A 19,846-nucleotide genomic window follows, 5' to 3' on the forward strand; every position below is an offset into this window, starting at 1 on the left:
AAAGGCTGCGTCTTTGGATATTGGATGCCTAAAAAATGAAAGCCCCTATCGATGGAGCCGATACGCGTTTTTTTACCGGACAAGCGCAGACGCCTTTCCTGCAACACCTGCATGAGACGCTGCTTACATCGATTGAGACTGCGCTGGGTTTGGCATAGGATAGGATATCATCCTGATACCGAAAGTAAGCCACATCCATTTCATTGAATGCGTCATCTAACGGCTTGAGATAAAGTGCACTAAAAAATTGGGATAAAGGGCCGCGTAACGCAATGCCTGTACTGGATTCTTATAACCTCTTGGTGTTTCAATTGGATTGACTATAATGCGTTCCAACATCAAATTCAGTTTAGGATCATGGTAATGCGACTTAATATCCGCGCGAATAAGGTACTTTGGCTTCTTCTCTTCCAGAACTTTTTTCACTTGCTCTGTTGCATACTTTACCCCGCTTGGACCATGAAGGTGATAACAATTAGGGTTCATGACAAAAGGAAATGTGGGCTTTAACTGGTGCAGCAAAACATGTTGCAGAATACGGTCAGAAAGATGGAGTTGGTCAATCATTTCGTCTGGAAAATAACAACGCTTAAGAAATCGTGGTGTATGACTACCATCGATAAGGGCATGAACTCAACTAACCAATCATCTAATTCTCGCGCTAAAAAATGAATGTCATGGTTATGGTGGGCTTGATGTTTTTGTTTATGGATCTTGGCAAACAGTTTCCGGCCTATATCCAGCATTGAAGTCAAATCCCAGCGTTTCATACTTTCTATCCTTGCTTAATCCAGGAATCCATTCATCTGTTTTTATTACATGAAACAGCCAATAACGAGCACTCTCACTTGACTGCCAAACCAAGTGTTATATCATCGCCATTTTAAAACGGATTTGTAGTAATTGATATAGCTGAAGTGATTGCTGTAAATGGTGATGAATTAGTGTTGCAAGTACGGGTTAAACTTGATGGTTCCATGCTGAATATGGAGGAGGCCATTCAATCCGCAGTCAATGAAATGGGACGTCTTGCAACAGCAGAGGCATTAAAGCGGTTTGATACAACTGGGGCACCTGTTCAAATAGGTAATGTTCGGATGACAAGCAAAGGGAAAGTCCGAAAATGTTATGAAACACCTTATGGTGCTGTCCATTTGGAGCGTTACGTTTATCAAACCTCATCTGGAGGAAAAACCTACTGTCCTTTAGATGAACGAGCACGAACTATTATCAGTTCAACGCCACGATTTGCCAAGCAAGTTTCTAGCAAATACGCACAACTCAGTGCACAAGAAGTCATGGACGATTTTAAAACCAATCATGGTCGTCCAGTAGCCCGTTCTTTTCTACAAAATATTGTGAATGTGGTGGGCTCAATCGCTCAAGCTATGGAAGCAGACTGGATGTATGAAACGCCCAAACTAGATGAGGTTACCACGGTATCTGTGAGTCTTGATGGCACTTGTGTGCTCATGGTCAATGAAGGTTGGCGAGAAGCCATGACAGGAACAATTACCTTATACAATAAGACTGGAGAACGGTTGCATACTATTTATTTAGGGGCAGCTCCAGAATATGGCAAGGCGAACTTTTTGGAACGTCTTGAGCGAGAGGTGTACCGCATTAAATTACAATACCCTAATGCAACCTATGTGGGTATTGCTGATGGTGCACGAGTGAATTGGGATTTTTTAGAGCGCCATACCCAATACCAGGTTCTCGATTTTTTTCATGCAACCGAATATCTTGCAGCAGCTTCTCATGCCATGCACCCAATCGATACTTCACTGCGGAAACTTTGGCTCGAGTTAGCCTGTCACCGATTAAAACATGAGCTTAATGCAGCCTCCCAATTGCTTAGTGAAATGAGCAATATGCTACCCAATAGACAAAAACAGAGGCTTGTTGACAAACTAAAAAGTGCAATTACCTATTTTAAAAATCAAAGGCAACGAATGGATTATAACTTTTATCAAATGAACAATTTGCCCATTGGCTCGGGGGCTACCGAAGCAGCTTGCAAGACTCTTATTAAACAGCGCCTCTGCCAATCAGGAATGAAGTGGAAAAATCAGGGTATTTCGATGGTTCTGCATTTAAGAGCGTTGATATCAACCAAAGGTCGGTGGGAACAATTTTGGGAGCATATTAATCAAGCAAGTTTAATCGGTCTGGCAGAAATTTGCTAGTTATTTATAAGAAGCAAACAGTACATTAATTCGAGGTCATACTCTAGCTATCATTCAATTAATTCAATAAAAGGGAAAAATTTTTCTTTTGTACACTAAATGTTTTTAAGAGTTTTGATTGAGGATATCTCAAGGTATTTTAATTGAGTTTCTCAAAGGTTATTCCTAGCTAACTGTCTGTCAAAGCATAGAACACTTTGTTTTGACTTATCCATACCAAAGAGTCTATATTGTAATTATTTCCCTTTAAAATCAAGGATGGAAATCATCATGAAACAAAGTCATTGGATGGTTTTGGCATGTTGTTTAATCCTTACTGCGTGCATGAGCAGCGGCACTAGCAGTAAGTACACTAAAAGTTTGGAAGAGCATGTTGCTCAAGGCCATGTTGGTCATGGTGGCGGTGGTGGTCGCTAACACTAAAATCTTTTACTCAATCCTAAAGGGGTGCATGAGCGCTCACTCTATTAAATAAGAACTATTTGGGCACTAAAAATTGAGATAAAATGATGCGCACCAAATCATAATGGATGGTGAATGCAAAGGATGGCTGTCATGGCAGAACAATGGCACGAAAAATCACCTGCAGATATGGCATTGTTGTTTGAAACTGACTTATCTTTAGGACTATCTGAGAAAGAAGCGGAGCAGCGGTTAAAAGAAGTAGGATCCAACCTGCTGAGTCAACAGAAAAAAACGTTTCCTTTCCTCATTTTTTTGCAGCAATTTGGAAGTGTGGTCACCTGGGTGCTTTTAGGTGCTGTTGTTGTGTCTTTTTTGTTGGATGAAAAAGCGGATGCCATTGCCATTTTGGCTATTGTCATTTTAAATGCCATCATTGGATTCGTATTAGAATACCGCGCTGATCGTGCCATGCTTGCCCTACAACAAATGGCAGCACCCAAAGCCACCGTATTGCGCGATGGTCATGCTAAAATAATTGTTGCATCTGATGCCGTCCCCGGTGATATTATTCTTTTTGAAAGCGGCGATTTAATTGTCGCAGACGCTCGTCTTTTTGAATTGTCCGCACTTAAGATCAATGAGGCACCACTCACGGGAGAATCCCTACCGCGGCTTTCTGTTGCTTTATGTATTAGGTTATAACATGAGCATTGCGGTCTGGGCAGGGATGATTGCGCTCGCAGGCGTTGCGGCCGAAACCAGTGCCGTGATGTTTGCCTACCTCGATTCCGATTACACTGCGCAAAAAGAAAAGGGATTACTCAATACGTTGCCGGATTTGATTCAAATGGTGCGAGAATGTGCGGTATCGCGTATTCGACCTATGGTCATGGCGGGTCTTGCCAATATCTTGGGGCTGCTCTCTGTGATGTGGGCTACAGGGATTGGGGCTGACGTCATGAAACCTATGGTGGGTGGCGTTTTTTCAGCGCTCTTGCTGACCTTAATTGTGATTCCCGTGGTGTATGTGATGTGGCGGAATCAGGTGGATTTGAAAACCAAGGAAGTCTAACGGAGGCACAATGAAATTAACTTTTTTAGGGGCAACCCAGACGGTGACTGGTTCAAAATATCTTTTGACGGTGGATTCTAAAAAAATCCTTATTGATTGCGGTCTTTTTCAAGGTTATAAAGAATTGCGCTTACGCAATTGGGATCCCTTGCCTATTAACCCACGTGATATTGATGCGGTCATTCTCACTCATGCACACATTGACCACACGGGCTATCTGCCCTTGCTCATCAAAAAGGGATTTCAAGGCAAAATTTATGCTACACCGGGCACCAAGGCATTATGCGCTATTTTATTGCCAGATAGTGGACATTTGCAGGAGGAAGAAGCCCGACTGGCCAATCAATATGGGTTTTCCAAGCATAAGCCAGCTCTTCCTCTTTATACTGAAAAAGAGGCAAGAGAGGCCTTAAATTATTTTGAGACGATTGATTTTGATACACCACACCAATTATTCAGTGAATTGAATTTTGAGTTTCATCGTGCCGGTCACATCGTAGGTGCCGCCATGGTAAAAATAAAAACCAAGAAGGGCTCGATTTTATTTACCGGAGACCTAGGCCGTCCTTACGATCCCGTCATGAAAGCCCCCACCATCATTCAAGAAGTGGATTATCTGGTGATGGAATCCACATACGGAGACCGATTGCATGGGGTCACCGATCCCTTACCCCAACTTGGCCAAGTGATTAATGAAACCATCAACCGAGGCGGCTCAGTTGTGATTCCTGCTTTTGCAGTGGGACGTGCGCAAAGTATTCTTTATTTTATTTATGAACTGAAACGAACAGGGGAAATTCCCAAAGACATTCCAGTGGTTTTAGACAGTCCTATGGCGATTGATGCTACTCATTTGTTGTGTACTTATAAAGACGATCATCATTTAACTGAGGAACAATGTCGCGGGTTATGTCAGGCGGCCACCTATGTTCATACGCCTGAGGAATCCAAGGAGATTGACCGCCATAAAATGCCGCAAATCATCCTCTCTGCCAGTGGCATGGCTCAAGGAGGTCGCATTGTGCATCATTTGAAAGCGTTTGCCCCGGACTCTAAAAGCACCTTGTTGTTTACTGGTTTTCAGGCGGGGGGTACGCGTGGAGCCAGGATTGTCAATGGGGAGAAGGAAGTCAAAATTCATGGAGGTTTTGTTCCTATACGCGCCAAGGTCGTGGTCATGAGCAGTACGTCGGCTCATGCGGATTATCAAGAACTGTTAGGCTGGCTGAAGCACTTTATTCGACCGCCTAAAAAAATCTTTATCACTCATGGTGAGCACCACTCTGCTCAAGCATTAAAAGAAAAGATTGAGCAACAATTTGGTTTTTCATGCACCATTCCTTCTTATCTGCAAACGGAGGATTTGTCGTGAGTCATGAGACGGGTCATGTGCTTTGTTTAAAGTATTTAGGGATTAAAACCTATCATGAAGCCATTATTTACATGCGAGAGGATTGTCATGTTTGTCATTCGGAAGGGTTTGAAGTACAAACACGTATTCAAGTGAGCTTAGGTAGCCGCTCTATTATGGCCACCCTCAATGTCGTGACTTCAGAGCTTTTAAAGCCAGGTGAGGCCAGTTTGTCCAATTATGCTTGGGATTCTTTAAAGGCTAAAGAAGGCGATGAAATTCAACTCTCTCATCCTAAACCGTTGGAATCATTAAGCTTCGTGCATACCAAGATTTATGGCAATGAACTGTCTTATGAGCAACTCAAAGGGATTGTGGATGATGTGTTAAGTGGTCGACTGTCTGATGTGCAAATTGCTGCTTTTTTAGCGGCAAGTAGCGCAGGACATCTCACAAAAAATGAAATCATGAGACTCACGCAAGTCATGATAGACAGTGGTGATCGCTTATCCTGGTCTTCGCCGCTTGTGATGGACAAGCATTGCGTGGGCGGATTGCCTGGAAATCGCACGACCCTGATTGTGGTGCCTATCGTCGCGGCTTTTGGGTTAATCATCCCCAAAACGTCCTCCCGCGCGATTACCTCTCCTGCAGGAACCGCCGATACGATGGAAACTTTAGCGCCAGTCCATTTAAGCCCAAAGGCCATGCGTCACGTAGTTGAAAAAGAAAACGGCTGCATTGTGTGGGGTGGTGCTGTGAGTTTAAGCCCAGCCGATGATGTGCTGATTCGTGTGGAACGAGCCTTGGATTTGGATAGCGAAGGACAATTAGTCGCCTCGATTCTTTCTAAAAAAATTGCAACGGGCGCCACGCATGCGCTCATTGATATCCCGGTAGGACCTACTGCCAAAGTCAGGGATAAGCCTATGGCGTTACTTCTGAAACACTTGCTTGAGGACGTAGGACAACAGTTAGGGCTTGTGGTCCATACGATATTGACTGATGGGTCGCAACCGGTGGGAAACGGCATTGGTCCGTCGTTGGAAGCGCGTGATGTTCTTGCCGTGTTGCAAGGGTTGCCTGATGCCCCAAATGATTTACGTGAAAGAGCCTTGAGGGTAGCGGGTGCTCTTCTTGAATTGTCATCCAAAGTTCCAGAGGGCTTAGGCCAATCCGTAGCGCAACAAGTACTGGACAGTGGGCAAGCGTTTAAGAAATTTCAGGCCATTTGCGAGGCGCAAGGGGGGATGAAGGAATTGAAAACGGCACGCTTTACTCATCCTGTTGTGGCTCCCAAAAGAGGGCAGATAGCTCTTATCGATAATCGAAAGCTTGCCAAAATAGCCAAGCTTGCTGGTGCGCCTAAGTCTCAATCAGCAGGAGTGGATTTGCATGTTCATATGGGTGCACAAGTTGAACAAGGCGAGCCTTTGTTTACCATTCATGCGGAGTCTTCAGGGGCGCTAAACTACGCCTGTGATGTTTTGCGCGACAAACACGATGTCATTGTTTTAGGAGAACACTCTTGAAGCCATTATTATTTTCATTATTTGACTCCTCAGACATAGCGAGACGATTACAAGAGACACTGCACGTGGACATGGGTGATGTGACGTTCCATCGTTTTCCAGACACGGAGTGGTACTTAAAAATTAATTCGGAGGTTAAACATCGCAATCTCATGATAGTGGATAGTTTAAACCAGCCTGATGAAAAAATACTGCCTTTGCTGTTTTTTGCCAAAACAGCTAAAGAATTGGGCGCTAAAAAAATCGGCTTGATTGCTCCTTATCTTCCCTATCTACGCCAAGACAAGCGTTTTCATCCAGGTGAGGGAATTACCTCGCGTTATTTTGCCGAGATGTTATCCACCTCATTGGATTGGTTGATGACAATTGATCCTCACTTGCATCGCTACCATTCTTTAGATGAAATCTACTCCATTCCTACCTTTGTCTTACATGCCACAACCCCTATTGCCGCATGGATTAAACAGCATGTTCCAAAGCCCTTGATTATTGGCCCTGATGTGGAAAGCGAGCAGTGGGTTTCTAGTATTGCAGAACAAGGTCCTTTTCCTTATGTGATTTTGGAGAAAGTTCGTCATGGCGATAAAGAGGTGGCTATTTCGGTACCCAATCTACTTAAGCTTGAATCGTCAACCCCCGTATTGGTGGATGACATCATCTCCACCGCCAGAACTATGATAGAGACGGTGAAGCATTTACACCAAGCAGGAGTTAAGTCCATTGTTTGTATTGGGGTGCATGCGCTGTTTGCACAAGACGCATACTCCCTATTATCAGGAATGGCAGGGGTGCAAGTCATTACGTGTAATACCATCCGTCATATCACCAATGCGATTGATGTCAGTGATTTGATTGCGACGGATTTAGCACAATATAAGTTGGTAAAGACTTATAAAAAATAAGTTGGAACAGTTTTAATAGAGAAGGAGTATCACATGTCATTTTTTAAAGTAATCAGGATCATGATGGTGTTTATTGGGCTGGTTTTTGCGACTTCCTTTTTGAGCTCTTGTGATGGTGCGGTGAAACATAGTTCACAAGAGGCTGACGGCTATGGAGGACACAGCGCAGGCGGACATGGTGGTCATGGCGGCGGAGCTGGGCATTAAGACCATTGGTTTTTAGTGGGTCTCCAGAGGCTTTAGTGCTGGGTAGACAGGGTAATCAGTGAAAACAATATAAAGAGGTGACCGATGAAGCAAGACCCTCATCAAAAACAGATACATTCTGGTGAAGAGCATACTGGTTGTCATCAAGAACATAAGGCACACAAGCCTCAGCAGGATTCCTCCAAAACGGAAGGTCTAATCGTTTATACGTGTCCTATGCATCCAGAAATTCGCCAATCTGCCCCTGGTCATTGCCCCCTTTGTGGTATGGCATTAGAACCCGAAACAATAACAGCAGAAGCGGCGAGCCCTGAGTATCTTGATATGAGACGTCGATTTTGGGTTGCATTGATTTTGACTGGTCCTGTCGTGATCTTGGAGATGGGTGGACATGGGTTGAAGCATTTTATTTCTGGCGATGTGTCCAGTTGGATGCAATTGCTGCTTGCAACACCCGTGGTGTTATGGGGCGGTTGGCCATTTTTTAAGCGCGGTTGGCACTCTCTAAAAACACGTCAATTAAACATGTTTACCTTGATTGCTATGGGTATTAGTGTGGCGTGGATTTACAGTGTTGTGGCTGTTCTTTGGCCAGGTGTATTTCCCCATGCGTTTCGAAATCAAGAAGGGGTGGTTGCTGTTTATTTTGAAGCGGCAGCAGTGATTACGACTTTAGTCTTATTAGGACAAGTGCTGGAACTCAAAGCACGAGAGCAAACGGGTAGTGCCATCCGTGCTTTGTTGAAATTGGCTCCTGAACGTGCTCATCGTATTAAAGAGGATGGCAGTGAAGAAGAAGTATCGCTTGACAAGGTTCATGTTGGGGATACATTGCGTGTTCGTCCTGGTGAAAAAATACCCGTGGACGGTGAAGTATTGGAAGGGCGCAGTTTTGTCGATGAGTCTATGGTGACAGGCGAACCCATTCCGGTTACTAAAGAAGCAGGGGCCAAAGTCATTGGAGCCACTATAAACCAGAGGGGTAGTTTTGTGATGAGCGCGTTGCATGTGGGCAGTGATACCATGCTTGCTCGTATTGTCCAAATGGTGAGTGTTGCCCAAAGAAGCCGTGCTCCTATTCAGCGATTAGCAGATACCGTTTCTGGATGGTTTGTTCCTGCAGTGATTTTGGTTGCCGTAGTGTCTTTTATTCTATGGGCTGTTCTAGGTCCACAACCGTCATTGAGTTATGGTTTAATTGCCGCCGTATCCGTACTTATTATTGCTTGTCCTTGTGCTCTTGGTTTGGCAACACCCATGTCCATCATGGTAGGGGTTGGAAAAGGAGCCCAAAATGGAGTTTTAATTAAAAATGCCGAAAGCTTGGAGCGCATGGAACAGGTCAATACCTTAGTGGTTGATAAAACGGGTACCCTAACGGAGGGGCGTCCTAAATTGACTCGCATTGTGACTGATGATGCGTTTGATGAAGCGCTTATTTTAGGGTTTGCAGCTACTCTTGAGCACCAAAGCGAGCATCCTCTTGCCAATGCCATTGTAACGGCTGCGAAAGAAAAACAGTTGTCCTTGGGCTCAGTTGAAGATTTTGAAGCACCTACTGGAAAGGGAGTAATAGGAAAGGTCAATGGTCATCGTATTGCCATTGGTAACGTGAAATTAATGCAGGAGCATGGAAGTGACAATGCTTCTCTTCTTGAACAAGCGGATGTACTTCGTAGCAAGGGTGCATCAGTCATGTTCATGGCAGTGGATGGTAAAATGGTCGCTCTTTTGGTGGTGGAAGATCCCATTAAGTCGACTACTCCTGAAACACTACGCGAGTTGCAACAACGCGGTATCGAAATTGTTATGCTCACCGGAGATAGCAAGAAAACTGCTGAAGCGGTAGCGAGTACCTTAGGCATTAAAAAGGTAGTGGCTGAAATCATGCCTGAAGACAAAAGCCGCATCGTGGGTGAATTAAAAGACAAAGGCCTTACTGTTGCCATGGCAGGAGATGGCGTGAATGATGCCCCGGCGTTGGCAAAAGCAGACATTGGTATTGCCATGGGAACGGGTACTGATGTGGCAATCGAAAGTGCTGGTATTACCTTGTTGCATGGGGATTTGCGTGGTATCGCTAAAGCGCGTCGTTTGTCAGAACATACCATGAGCAACATCCGTCAAAATCTGTTCTTCGCCTTTATTTATAATGTACTGGGTGTGCCCTTGGCGGCTGGAGTCTTGTACCCACTCACTGGCTTACTCTTAAGTCCTATTATTGCAGCAGCAGCGATGGCACTGTCTTCTGTTTCCGTCATTGTTAATGCGCTTAAGTTGCGACGGATAACACTATGAAAAAAGATGAAAAAAAATTGTTGCGCATAGAAAAAAAACAAAATCGATCTATACTGATAAGAAGCAGTCAGTTGTTTTTAAGGCAAAATCATGGTGTTCCCAGTGGTTATGATCGTGGTTGGTATTGTCTTTCTCATCAGTGGTGCCTATTTAATTAAACGCGTATTGCAACAAACGAACCATTATCGTGGGCAGTGGCTTGCTTATCTTGCTTTTATTGGCGCTTTTATTCTAAGTTATTCGGCCAGTATTTTTTACGGTCTCTTGGTTGATCCCCACTGCCTTAATTATTTTTATGGCAGTGTGTTTTTATTAGGGGCCACCTATGTTTATTTGTCTTGTCGCCTTATGACGAAGACCATTCAAAAGATGGAAGTGATGGATGATTTTAAAAACCGCTATGAAACATTAAGGCATCATACCAAATACGATTCGTTGACTGGTTGCCATAACAGAGAGACTCTTTTTGATATTTTGAACACACGGTTTCAACACATTAAGAGCAATGATGGATGGGTTATTGTCCTTTTTATTGATATGGATAAATTTAAGGCGGTTAACGATCGTTATGGCCATGATGTGGGAGATAACACGTTGACCGCATTTGGACAACTCTTAAGGCAGCGATTGCGAAAGGATGATGTAGTGGCTCGATATGGCGGGGATGAGTTTATTGCCGTGATGGAACACATCTCCGTGGATGAGGCGAAAAAGATTGCTGAGAATCTTATCACCGTGACCAAACAATCGTTCAAAAAAGGGATTTTATCGAAGCTTAATCTAGGCTGCTCCATTGGCATTACTCAGATGAATTCTCACTCGGCTTCAGTGAATGCCGTGATTAAAGAAGCGGATTTGGCGTGTTATGCGGCCAAGCAAAGAAAAATCAATGGTTCCGTTTGCGTCTATAGTCCGATGCTTGCGACAACGAACAATACGATTGATTTGGGTATTCATCAAGTTACCGAATAAAAAATGAAAACGCACAAAACTGTCGTCTTACTGCAGCAGTGCATTAAGTTCTAATAGGTTACCTTTCTGTTTTTGCGCTACCTCATCAAATAATTCACAACTCTTGTTTAATGGCATTGGGTGGGAGATACTAAGAAATAAAATAATAAAAAGAAGGTATTGATTCATGACCCATTTTCTAATGAAACACGCTCACCTACTTTTGGTGCCTGCACTTCTTGTTGGCTGTTCTTATAATGCCAAACTAACCCCTGAAGGAGAAAAAGTGACCCTTCTCCAATCCGGCAGGCCCTCAAAAGGCTGTACTTTTTTAGGGGAAGTCAAAGCTTATGATCGCAATGGCATGAGCCAATCGTATCAATCGCATGAGCATTTGATTCAGGATGAGCTTAATATACTAAAAAACAAAGCGGCTCTCCTAGGTGCCAATACGGTTTTGGTGACTCAACACCAGCAAACTTATGAAGGCAAGCCCAAAAATGATTTCGTAGCGGACCATTGGATGGTCGGCCGGGCTTATCGCTGTAAGATAAGGCAATAGAGTGACTTCTTGAGCGATTGTTTATGGAACATCATCCTGCCTGGCGCTTTTTTTATGGGATAATCCTTCTGTTGTTGTATGCCTCTTTGGCCACAGCAGGGAAGGCATTGACTCTTCAAGAAATAACCCAAATTGCTTTAGCGAACAACAAGGATTTAAAAGCGGCGCGTTATAATGTGACTATTGCCAAGGCTCGTTTGCTCCAAGCAGGCCTTTGGCCTAACCCAAGCCTTAACCTCTCCAATAACGACGATCGCTTATTTAATGATGAAGGGGAATATTCACGCAGTGCTGGTTTTAGCCAAGCATTTCCTATTTCTGGGCGTATTGCGAAACAAAAGACCGTGGCGCACTTGGATGTGTTGAAAGCCATGGCAGAAATTAGGGAAGCAGAGCGTCAATTAAGTAGCAAAGTGGCGAATGCGTTTTATGCTGCTGTGATTACCGAGCGTCGCATGCACCAGGTGAATTACTTAGTACGGATAAACCACGAGCTGGTCGATGTTATCCACAACCGTTATCACGCGGCTGAAATTTCAAAGCTGGATGAGAATGCAGCACGCATTGAGTATCTGCGGATTGGGCAAGAAAAACATCTTTTGCATAGTTTTAGTATCAGTCAATATGCCCTACTGAATCAATTGATGGGGCGGGAAGCCAATTCACCCTTATCGCTAAAGATGGATTTCATCGCTGAGAGAACGCTCCTGAAATTACCCTTCTTAAAAGCGTTGGCGCTTAAAAATCGCCCGGACCGCCACTCTATTGTGTTATCGATTCACCGCGCCAATGCCGATCGCCGTTTGGCCAAAGCGGAGCGTTTTGCTGATTGGACGGTAGGGCTTGGTGTGCAACAAGATAAAATTGTGGTGGAAGAAGGCCCTCCTCAACCCGCCGATCGCACTTTGGGTGTCACGCTTTCTGTGCCTCTTCCTCTTTTAAACCGTAATCAGGGGCGAATTTTAGAAGCCAGTCACACCGGGACTCAGGCCCTGCTGGCATTACGTGCTTTGAATTTAAGTATTGAGACGGAAGTAACCAGTAACTATGGGCAATTAAAAGCTCTGCAAAAGAGTCTTAAAGAAACGCAACAGGTCTCCCTTAAATTAGCGGTTGAGAACGTCAAACTGGCGCGTGATTCTTATGAGAGTGGACAAATTTCTTTTTTGAATGTATTGCAAGTACAAAAACAACAAAATGATTTGCAAACGACCTATCTCAATACTTTAGAAAAGTATTTGCAAGTGTATGTGGCTTTATGTACGGCTATTGGTCCTGGTAAAACCAATGGGTTTTGCCCTTATTTAGCGTATCAAAGGAATGAGGATAGCAAATGATGGTGCGGCAGCGAATGAGAAGGATGGCATTAATTAGTCTGTTTCTTAGTCTACTCGTTCCTATTCAAGGGTGCTTTGCCCATGGAGAAGAAATTGAAGTGAGCGAGGGAGGAGCCAAAGGCCCAGTTCATTTAACACCAGCACAAACTAAAATGCTGGACATCAAGGTGGTGGAAGCAACCAATCGTCCTATGGCGCAATTGCTGGGTTTGAATGGCCAAGTTCAATTGTTACCTGATGCGCAAGCGGATGTCAGCATTCGGATTAGTGGGAGTGTGACCGCCATTGATGTGAATTTAGGGGATAGCGTCAAGGCAGGACAACGCTTAGCCACAGTGCAATCAAGATTAGTGGGTAATCCCCCGCCGAGTGTTGCGGTCACGGCCCCAATTGCAGGCATCATTGATGCGCGTAACATTAATTTAGGCCAAGCCGTTGAGCCGAACACCGTTCTTTTTCACATCAGCAATCGCGATAAATTATTAGTCATAGCCCAAGTGTATGAAGAAGATTTAGGTAACGTTAAAGTAGGGCAAGAAGTGAATATTCATGCCTTAAGTTACCCCAAGAAGGTATTTGCAGGACAAGTGACTTTAATTGAGCCCAATCTCGACGCATTAACTCGTACCGTCAATGTGAGAATTACTTTGGACAATGAGGATGGGCTCCTTAAGCCCGGGATGTTTGTACGCGCCAATGTGATTTTAGCGCGTAATGAGGCAGCGCTTACCGTACCCAATGCGGCCGTGTTGCAGGCGGATGGCGAGCAATTTATTTTTGTGCAAAATGGGGATATTTATGATCGCGTCGCTGTTAAAGTAGGTGCTGTGGATGATGACTACACCGAAATTACAGACGGCCTAGTCCCTGGCGACCTCGTTGTCACTCAAGGCAATCGCGAGATTTATACTCTGTGGCTCAGTGGAGGCAGTAAGCCGAAATCAGGCCAAGAGGAGTCTCATTAAATGTTTACTCACCTCATCGCCTGGTCTTTACATAATCGCCCTTTGATTTTGGCGTTAACGATTATTTTTTGCTTGCTGGGTGGTTATACCCTAAAACAAATGCCGGTGGATGTGTTTCCTGAATTTGCACCACCCCAAGTGGTGGTACAAACCCAAGCGCCTGGCATGGCGACCCAAGATGTGGAAACCTTAATTACCTATCCTTTGGAAAGTGCGATTAATGGCACGCCAGGCGTTGTCAGTGTGCGCTCTAAAACGTCCGTGGGGCTTTCCACCATTACGGTGGTGTTTGACGACCAGAGCGACATTTATCGTAATCGCCAGTTGGTGAATGAACGCATTCAACAAGTAGTGAATCGCCTTCCTCCTGGTGTTGAGTCACCCATCATGTTACCGGTTACGTCGGCTGTGGGGTGGCTCGTGAAATATGCGTTGATGAGTCGCACGGCAAGCCCTGAAACGCTGCGCACCATTTCGGATTGGACGATTCGTCCCCGGATTTTAGCATTAGGTGGTGTGGCTTCTGTGGTATCCCTTGGTGGGGAAGTCAAGCAATACCAGGTACGCCTCATTCCTGAGCGCATGTTAGCCTACCGAATTACAGTGGAAGATGTGCGACAAGCACTGACTTCTGCGAATCAAAATGTGCCTGGTGCTTTTGTCCATCAGGCAGGAACCGAGTTCGTAGTGAGTACTGTTGGACGGATTAAGACACTGGATGACATCAAAAAAACACTGATTGTGGTTCGTAATGGCGTGCCTATTACCATTAATAATGTGGCAAACGTTGCTTTTGGCGGTGAAATTAAGCGGGGTGATGCGTCTTATAATGCAGAACATGCGGTGATTGGGACTATTTCTAAAGCCTATGGAGCCGATACGGTCACGACCACAGAGAACGTCGAAAAAGCACTTTTTGAAATTAAAAAGTCCTTACCTCACGATGTGACCTTAAGGACTAATGTCTTTCGCCAAGCCAATTTTATTGAATCCGCCATTCACAATTTAACTCGCGCACTTCTTGAAGGCGCTGTGATTGTTATCGCCATTCTTTTTGTGTTTTTGATGAACTGGCGTGCTTCATTGATTACCTTTTTGTCCATGCCGGTTTCGTTCGTGGTCGGTATTTTAGTTCTTCATTATTTTGGTATTGGTATTAATTCCATGACTTTAGGCGGTATGGCGATTGCCATTGGTGAGGTGGTCGATGACGGCATCATTACCGTTGAAAACGTCGTGCATCGTTTACGCATTAATCGTCAGGAAGCCCATCCTTTACCCACCATGCAAGTGGTTTTTGATGCGGTTTTGGAAATTCGAAGTTCCGTGGTTTATGCCACAATCATCATTAGTCTGGTCTTTTTACCTATTTTCTTTTTGTCAGGTATTGCCAAGAACATTTTTAGTCCTTTAGCGATTGCTTATATTGCCTCGGTATTAGGTTCTCTAGTGGTCTCCATCACCATGGTACCCGCCTTATGCTATCTGTTGTTAGTACGTCGTCAAGAAAAACAACACGATGCCGAAGTGAGCTTGCATGCTTTGTCGCAAAAGGAACGGCATTATGCGGTAGAACAGGAAAGTAACCATGAGGCAGAGCGCGAAACTCGCTTTGTCCTGTGGCTTAAGAAACATTTTTTAACGGCACTTCAATGGTCTATCTCACACTGCAAAACGGTTCTTGCGTTTGCTTTATCGGCTTTTGTCTTTGCCCTGGCCTTACTTCCTTTTTTTGGTACTTCCTTTTTACCGGAGTTTCATGAGGGCAACTTTATTGTCGTGATGAGTACCTTGCCGGGAACCTCACTGGATGAATCCATGCGTTTAGGACAACAAGTGCAAAAAGCATTACTTCGCTATCCGCAAGTGATTTCTATTGCACAGCGGGCAGGTCGCAGTGAATTGGATGAAGACGCCCTGCCCCCCAACATCAGTGAATTTGATGTGCGTCTTAACTTTGATAAAGACAAGTCCATGAGGCCTGATGAATTGCTGCGTCGAATTCGATCCGATTTGGCCAATATTCCAGGTGCTGTGTTTAATGTGGGACAGTTTATTGCTCATCGTATGGATGAAGTGCTTTCTGGGGTAAGAGCTCAAGTGGCCGTTAAGATTTTTGGGGATAATTTATCCACCCTCAATGAATTAGGGCAATCGATGGAGGCTTTGTTACAATCAGTACCCGGGGTGGTGGATGTGAATAAGGAGCAGCAGATTAAAGTACCCCAATTGGTGATTCAACTTGATCGTGAAAAAGCCGCGCGCTATGGGGTCAATGTGGGACAGATTTCGGAAGACATACAGGTGCTTTTGAATGGAGTGAGTGTCTCCAGTGTTTTAGAGGGGCAACGCACGTTTGATTTGTATCTGCGCATGGATAAACCAGGACGTGACAGCGTCAAGGACATTCAAAACATGTTGATCGATGCTCATGGCATAGGAGAAGACAGCAATGCACAAATCCCATTGCGAGCTGTGGCAGAGATTGCATTGGAACCGCAACCTTTTGCCATTAATCGTGAGAACGTGCAGCGGTTGTTAGTGATTTCTTTCAATGTGCAGGGACGCGATTTAGGCAGCGTGATTGCCGAAGTGCAACACGAAGTACAGGAAAAAATCAAACTCCCTACCGGTTATTTTATTCAATACGGCGGCCAATTTGAAAGTCAGCAACAAGCCTCTCGAGTGATTTTGGTCTTTGGTGGCTTGGTGATTTTTATTATGTTGATTTTGCTGCATAAAGCCTTTGGCACGTTTAGAGAAGCGTTATTGGTGATGTTTAATTTGCCTCTGGCACTCATTGGCGGGGTCATTTCTCTGTTTGTGGTAAGTGGTGAGATGAGTGTAGCGGCCATGATTGGGTTTATTACGCTGTTTGGAATTGCTGCGAGAAATGGAATCATCTTAGTGAGTCATTACAACCAACTGCGATTGCAGGGAAAAACTCGGGAACAAGTGGTTATTAATGGCACTATGGATCGCTTGGTGCCGGTATTAATGACTGCTGCCACAGCGGCCCTGGGCTTAATTCCCTTGTTGTGGGGTTCGCCTGCAGGTAAGGAATTGGAGCGCCCGTTGGCACAGGTGCTTTTGGGTGGATTATTGACTTCTACGGTACTCAATATGTTAGTGGTACCTACAGTCTATAATGCCATGGAAGCATGGCGAGAAAAGCGAAGACAAAAGGATAAAACAGAGCAAGGAGAAAAAAAATGAAACACACGACTTTGAAACAACAAAGCCATTTTTGGTTGGGGCTTATCGCCAGTGTTTTGCTGGTGTTTGGGTATTCTCAAGCAATGGCTGATTCTACTGAAGAGCCAACGAAATCCATTCCCAAAACGATTCCAGCCCTTTGGGAGGCAATAGATAAGCATGCGGCATCGATGAATCAAGTGCTCCGTGGTGATGATTTAACGTCCATACACCAACATGCGTTTGCCATTCGTGATTTAGTCAATGCATTACCTGCGTTAAGCACGAATTTGTCAGCAGAACAGAAAAAAACACTGCAGCAAAATCTAAGCTACGTCAGTCAATTGGCCACTCGTCTTGATAAATCAGGCGATGCCAATGATAAAAAAGGGACTGAAGTCAACTGGCAAAAATTACAAAAAGTGTTGACGCAGCTGCGTGCTTTGTATCCTTCAGATGCCCCTAATTAATCAAGGAATGAGTCATGGTGTAGGGTGTTATTTGTGGTTTATTGTCGATTACTGTCGCCTTAAGTAAGGAGGCTGCAGACGTAAATATCAGAGGCACTGACATCATGACGTACAAAGCGACTAGTGGATTTTCAGCTCTTATTTGAGCAAGGTCAGATTTTTATGCATTAATTAGGTTTTAAATCCAAGGTGATGACTTCGTCTGCTTTCCCGCTTTTGGGAACGATAGTCACCGTGCCTTTTGTAAAAGAGCCAATCGAGTAGCTTTCTTCTTCTAAGGTCACGGGGTTTCCTTTTTGATCCCGTGCCGAGGATAAATCCGCAACTTGGGCTAACTCTTCACGAGTAATCGAGGAGCCGCGATACATGTGTTTCGTTTGGTTTGTAGTGTCTGTGGCTTCAGTGGTTCCATAACCCATGGTGACAAAGGATATGGCGAGCATGGTTAATAAATACAATAGAAAATTTATCTTATTCATGAGATTCTTCTTTATCAAATGATTGAGTACCATAATAGATTATCTACTGCCCAACAACAAACGGTTAAGACTTGATTTTTGTATTAGTTAATTCCCTTTAATTACTTCCTTGAGCAGTCGTTGTCTCCAAGGTATCTTGATAATATCGGTCATCCGATGGAGAAAACATTTTTTGTAAAAATCTTATTCCTAGTCCACAATAGATAAGATGTGGATGATTCAGGATGGTGGTGACACATGGACAAGCAAGACATCGACTCGCCTTATCAAATGGGGCATGATTTTTTTTCTTATCAACTGGATTTTTGGCAGCGTTCTATTTTGTTTTGCGATACGTTACGTGAACGTGCCAATAACATGATGGAGCACGAACAACAAGGGTTGCCACCACTGCTTCATTTTAAATACGAATTCGTTTTGGATGGGAACTCATTGGAACCCAAAACGAATTATGCGTTGGCTAAGATTCTTGAAGTCGGCGATGTGTGTTTTGAGGAATGTTTTGATCCTCATGCTCATCCAGTTATTATTGTGGATCCCAGATCTGGCCATGGGCCAGGGATTGGTGGGTTTAAACGGGACTCTGAAGTGGGCATTGCCCTGCATAGTGGTCATCCGGTGTATTTTGTTATTTTTTATCCTAATCCTGTGCCTCACCAAACGCTCGCCGATGTATTGATGACTTTGCGCCATTTTGTTGAACAAGTCCAAGCCTGGCATGAAGGCAAAGCCCCCATTCTTTATGGCAATTGCCAAGCCGGTTGGATGCTGGCCTTATTGGCTTCTGATTGTGTGGGATCGGTTGGTTTGACGGTCATGAATGGTTCTCCGGTTTCTTATTGGTCTAACAGTGAAGAAGAAGCCAATCCCATGCAATTATTGGGTGGGCTCTTGGGTGGTGCCTGGAGTGCCCGCTTTCTATCGGATTTAAAAGAAGGGATATTGGATGGGGCCTGGTTGGTCTCTAATTTTGAGTTACTCAATCCCACCACGGCCATTTGGGATAAGTATTACGGTTTATTTGATGAAATCGATGCAGAACGTGAGCGATTTTTAGAGTTTGAACGCTGGTGGAATGGTTTTTACCAATTTAGCCAAGAAGAGATAATGGCGACAGTGACTCAACTTTTTATTGGCAATCAATTGGAGCGTGGTGAAATGCCAATTCATAAAGGTTGCGTTTACGATTTGAAACGCATTCGAAGTCCCATGGTTCTTTTTGCATCCCAAGGCGATCAAATTACCCCACCGAGGCAGGCTTTGCATTGGATAAGGACGATTTATCCTACGACACACGCATTGAAGAAAGCCAAACAGCGAGTGGTTTATCTTCTTCACCCCTCCGTTGGGCATTTAGGGATTTTTGTTTCAGCCAAAGTCATTCGTTTGCACCATCGCGCCATTTTAGAGCATAGTGACGCCATTGAGCAATTGCCGCCGGGGCTTTATGAAATGATGATTATTAATCCAACGGGCGATCCCGATTGCAGTAAAGAACAATATCATGTGCGTTTTGAAGAGCGTGAACTCACAGAGCTTTGCACAACGAGCTCCACAGAGCCGTTTGACAAGGTTCGCCAAACCTCCGAAGCCAATGATTCGATTTACCAAAAAACAACGCAATCTTTGGTACAAGGCTTAAGTAATCCGTTCTTATCCTGGTGGCTTGAGAAAACTCATCCCATGCGCTTAAGTCGCTATGTGTTTTCTGAAAAAGTAAATCCGCTGATGAAAGCAATCGAACGATTAGGCCCACCCGTTCAAGCCAATCGTCGCATGGTCACAGAGAACAATTGTTTTAAAAAAATAGAGCATGATTTTGCGCAGATGATGAGGGATTCGTTGGAATCTTCCCGAATCATGCGTAATGATGTCATGGCAAATTGGTTTGAAGCGCTCTATAAGGATCCCGATTAACAGGCGAGGAAGTT

The 19,846-nt window shown here is 44.3% G+C and carries 16 protein-coding genes and 2 pseudogenes; 15 read left to right on the top strand and 3 right to left on the bottom strand.

The genetic code is table 11. The features are described from left to right. Positions 1-216: 216 nt before the first annotated feature. Positions 217-567 carry a hypothetical protein gene (locus tag Lrub_RS15050; RefSeq protein WP_237760748.1) on the bottom strand — a complete coding sequence of 117 codons (351 nt, stop codon included), beginning with the start codon at positions 565-567 and terminating at the stop codon, positions 217-219. Further along, positions 564-770, bottom strand: coding sequence for a hypothetical protein (locus Lrub_RS15055; RefSeq protein ID WP_237760749.1), 207 nt, complete (start codon positions 768-770; stop codon positions 564-566). Before Lrub_RS15055 ends, Lrub_RS15050 begins: the two co-directional genes overlap by 4 nt. A gap of 138 nt (positions 771-908) precedes the next feature. Between Lrub_RS15055 and Lrub_RS03880 the strand changes: the two genes are divergently transcribed. The 14 genes and pseudogenes from Lrub_RS03880 to Lrub_RS03940 all read left to right on the top strand — a co-directional run bounded on the left by Lrub_RS03880 (position 909) and on the right by Lrub_RS03940 (position 17,436). Continuing rightward, positions 909-2,189: an ISKra4 family transposase gene (locus tag Lrub_RS03880; RefSeq protein WP_058530892.1), complete on the top strand. Its 1,281-nt coding sequence runs from the start codon at positions 909-911 to the stop codon at positions 2,187-2,189. Positions 2,190-2,744: 555 nt separating this feature from the next. Beyond that, a pseudogene (locus Lrub_RS03885) lies at positions 2,745-3,263 on the top strand (cation-transporting P-type ATPase); the annotation flags it as partial. Next, a pseudogene (locus tag Lrub_RS03890) lies at positions 3,259-3,666 on the top strand (efflux RND transporter permease subunit); the annotation flags it as partial. The pseudogenes Lrub_RS03885 and Lrub_RS03890, both read left to right, overlap by 5 nt. 10 nt (positions 3,667-3,676) lie before the next feature. Then, a complete protein-coding gene (locus tag Lrub_RS03895; RefSeq protein ID WP_058530895.1) occupies positions 3,677-5,038 on the top strand; it encodes an MBL fold metallo-hydrolase RNA specificity domain-containing protein in 1,362 nt (453 codons plus the stop codon). Next, positions 4,996-6,549 (top strand): thymidine phosphorylase family protein, encoded by a 1,554-nt coding sequence (locus Lrub_RS03900; RefSeq protein ID WP_108292921.1) that lies wholly within the window; start codon positions 4,996-4,998, stop codon positions 6,547-6,549. Before Lrub_RS03895 ends, Lrub_RS03900 begins: the two co-directional genes overlap by 43 nt. Continuing rightward, on the top strand, positions 6,546-7,451 hold the full coding sequence (locus Lrub_RS03905) for a ribose-phosphate pyrophosphokinase (protein WP_058530897.1): 906 nt from the start codon (positions 6,546-6,548) through the stop codon (positions 7,449-7,451). Before Lrub_RS03900 ends, Lrub_RS03905 begins: the two co-directional genes overlap by 4 nt. Before the next feature lie 33 nt (positions 7,452-7,484). Then, positions 7,485-7,658: a hypothetical protein gene (locus Lrub_RS14940; RefSeq protein ID WP_164480553.1), complete on the top strand. Its 174-nt coding sequence runs from the start codon at positions 7,485-7,487 to the stop codon at positions 7,656-7,658. A gap of 84 nt (positions 7,659-7,742) precedes the next feature. Then, positions 7,743-9,956, top strand: a complete 2,214-nt coding sequence (locus Lrub_RS03910) for a copper-transporting P-type ATPase (protein WP_058530898.1) — start codon at positions 7,743-7,745, stop codon at positions 9,954-9,956. A 90-nt stretch (positions 9,957-10,046) separates the two neighbouring features. Further along, the gene (locus Lrub_RS03915; protein ID WP_058530899.1) at positions 10,047-10,928 is read left to right on the top strand and encodes a GGDEF domain-containing protein; all 882 of its coding nucleotides are present in this window, start codon (positions 10,047-10,049) and stop codon (positions 10,926-10,928) included. Positions 10,929-11,094: 166 nt separating this feature from the next. Then, the gene (locus Lrub_RS03920) at positions 11,095-11,469 is read left to right on the top strand and encodes a DUF4156 domain-containing protein (protein ID WP_058530900.1); all 375 of its coding nucleotides are present in this window, start codon (positions 11,095-11,097) and stop codon (positions 11,467-11,469) included. 23 nt (positions 11,470-11,492) lie between these two features. Continuing rightward, positions 11,493-12,806: a TolC family protein gene (locus Lrub_RS03925; RefSeq protein ID WP_058530901.1), complete on the top strand. Its 1,314-nt coding sequence runs from the start codon at positions 11,493-11,495 to the stop codon at positions 12,804-12,806. Next, positions 12,803-13,771: an efflux RND transporter periplasmic adaptor subunit gene (locus tag Lrub_RS03930; protein ID WP_058530902.1), complete on the top strand. Its 969-nt coding sequence runs from the start codon at positions 12,803-12,805 to the stop codon at positions 13,769-13,771. Before Lrub_RS03925 ends, Lrub_RS03930 begins: the two co-directional genes overlap by 4 nt. Next, positions 13,772-16,987, top strand: a complete 3,216-nt coding sequence (locus Lrub_RS03935) for an efflux RND transporter permease subunit (RefSeq protein WP_058530903.1) — start codon at positions 13,772-13,774, stop codon at positions 16,985-16,987. Next, positions 16,984-17,436, top strand: a complete 453-nt coding sequence (locus Lrub_RS03940) for a hypothetical protein (protein ID WP_058530904.1) — start codon at positions 16,984-16,986, stop codon at positions 17,434-17,436. The genes Lrub_RS03935 and Lrub_RS03940 overlap by 4 nt, the downstream gene beginning before the upstream one ends. A 167-nt stretch (positions 17,437-17,603) precedes the next feature. Here Lrub_RS03940 and Lrub_RS03945 read toward each other — a convergent pair whose 3' ends face one another. Continuing rightward, entirely contained in the window at positions 17,604-17,915 is a 312-nt protein-coding gene (locus Lrub_RS03945; RefSeq protein WP_058530905.1) for a hypothetical protein, read from the bottom strand. Between the two features lie 237 nt (positions 17,916-18,152). Between Lrub_RS03945 and Lrub_RS03950 the strand changes: the two genes are divergently transcribed. Next, positions 18,153-19,832 (top strand): DUF3141 domain-containing protein, encoded by a 1,680-nt coding sequence (locus tag Lrub_RS03950; protein ID WP_058530906.1) that lies wholly within the window; start codon positions 18,153-18,155, stop codon positions 19,830-19,832. The last annotated feature ends 14 nt before the right edge of the window (positions 19,833-19,846 follow it).

Source organism: Legionella rubrilucens, from assembly GCF_001468125.1.
GTDB classification, from domain to species: Bacteria; Pseudomonadota; Gammaproteobacteria; order Legionellales; family Legionellaceae; genus Legionella_C; species Legionella_C rubrilucens.

Excerpts from the sequence above, each read along its gene's own strand:
- Lrub_RS15050 (WP_237760748.1), bottom strand. The coding sequence starts at position 567 with ATGATTGACCAACTCCATCTTTCTGACCGTATTCTGCAACATGTTTTG.
- Lrub_RS15055 (WP_237760749.1), bottom strand. The coding sequence starts at position 770 with ATGAAACGCTGGGATTTGACTTCAATGCTGGATATAGGCCGGAAACTG.
- Lrub_RS03895 (WP_058530895.1), top strand. The coding sequence starts at position 3,677 with ATGAAATTAACTTTTTTAGGGGCAACCCAGACGGTGACTGGTTCAAAA.
- Lrub_RS03900 (WP_108292921.1), top strand. The coding sequence starts at position 4,996 with ATGCACCATTCCTTCTTATCTGCAAACGGAGGATTTGTCGTGAGTCAT.
- Lrub_RS14940 (WP_164480553.1), top strand. The coding sequence starts at position 7,485 with ATGTCATTTTTTAAAGTAATCAGGATCATGATGGTGTTTATTGGGCTG.
- Lrub_RS03910 (WP_058530898.1), top strand. The coding sequence starts at position 7,743 with ATGAAGCAAGACCCTCATCAAAAACAGATACATTCTGGTGAAGAGCAT.
- Lrub_RS03915 (WP_058530899.1), top strand. The coding sequence starts at position 10,047 with ATGGTGTTCCCAGTGGTTATGATCGTGGTTGGTATTGTCTTTCTCATC.
- Lrub_RS03920 (WP_058530900.1), top strand. The coding sequence starts at position 11,095 with ATGACCCATTTTCTAATGAAACACGCTCACCTACTTTTGGTGCCTGCA.
- Lrub_RS03925 (WP_058530901.1), top strand. The coding sequence starts at position 11,493 with ATGGAACATCATCCTGCCTGGCGCTTTTTTTATGGGATAATCCTTCTG.
- Lrub_RS03930 (WP_058530902.1), top strand. The coding sequence starts at position 12,803 with ATGATGGTGCGGCAGCGAATGAGAAGGATGGCATTAATTAGTCTGTTT.
- Lrub_RS03935 (WP_058530903.1), top strand. The coding sequence starts at position 13,772 with ATGTTTACTCACCTCATCGCCTGGTCTTTACATAATCGCCCTTTGATT.
- Lrub_RS03940 (WP_058530904.1), top strand. The coding sequence starts at position 16,984 with ATGAAACACACGACTTTGAAACAACAAAGCCATTTTTGGTTGGGGCTT.
- Lrub_RS03945 (WP_058530905.1), bottom strand. The coding sequence starts at position 17,915 with ATGAATAAGATAAATTTTCTATTGTATTTATTAACCATGCTCGCCATA.
- Lrub_RS03950 (WP_058530906.1), top strand. The coding sequence starts at position 18,153 with ATGGACAAGCAAGACATCGACTCGCCTTATCAAATGGGGCATGATTTT.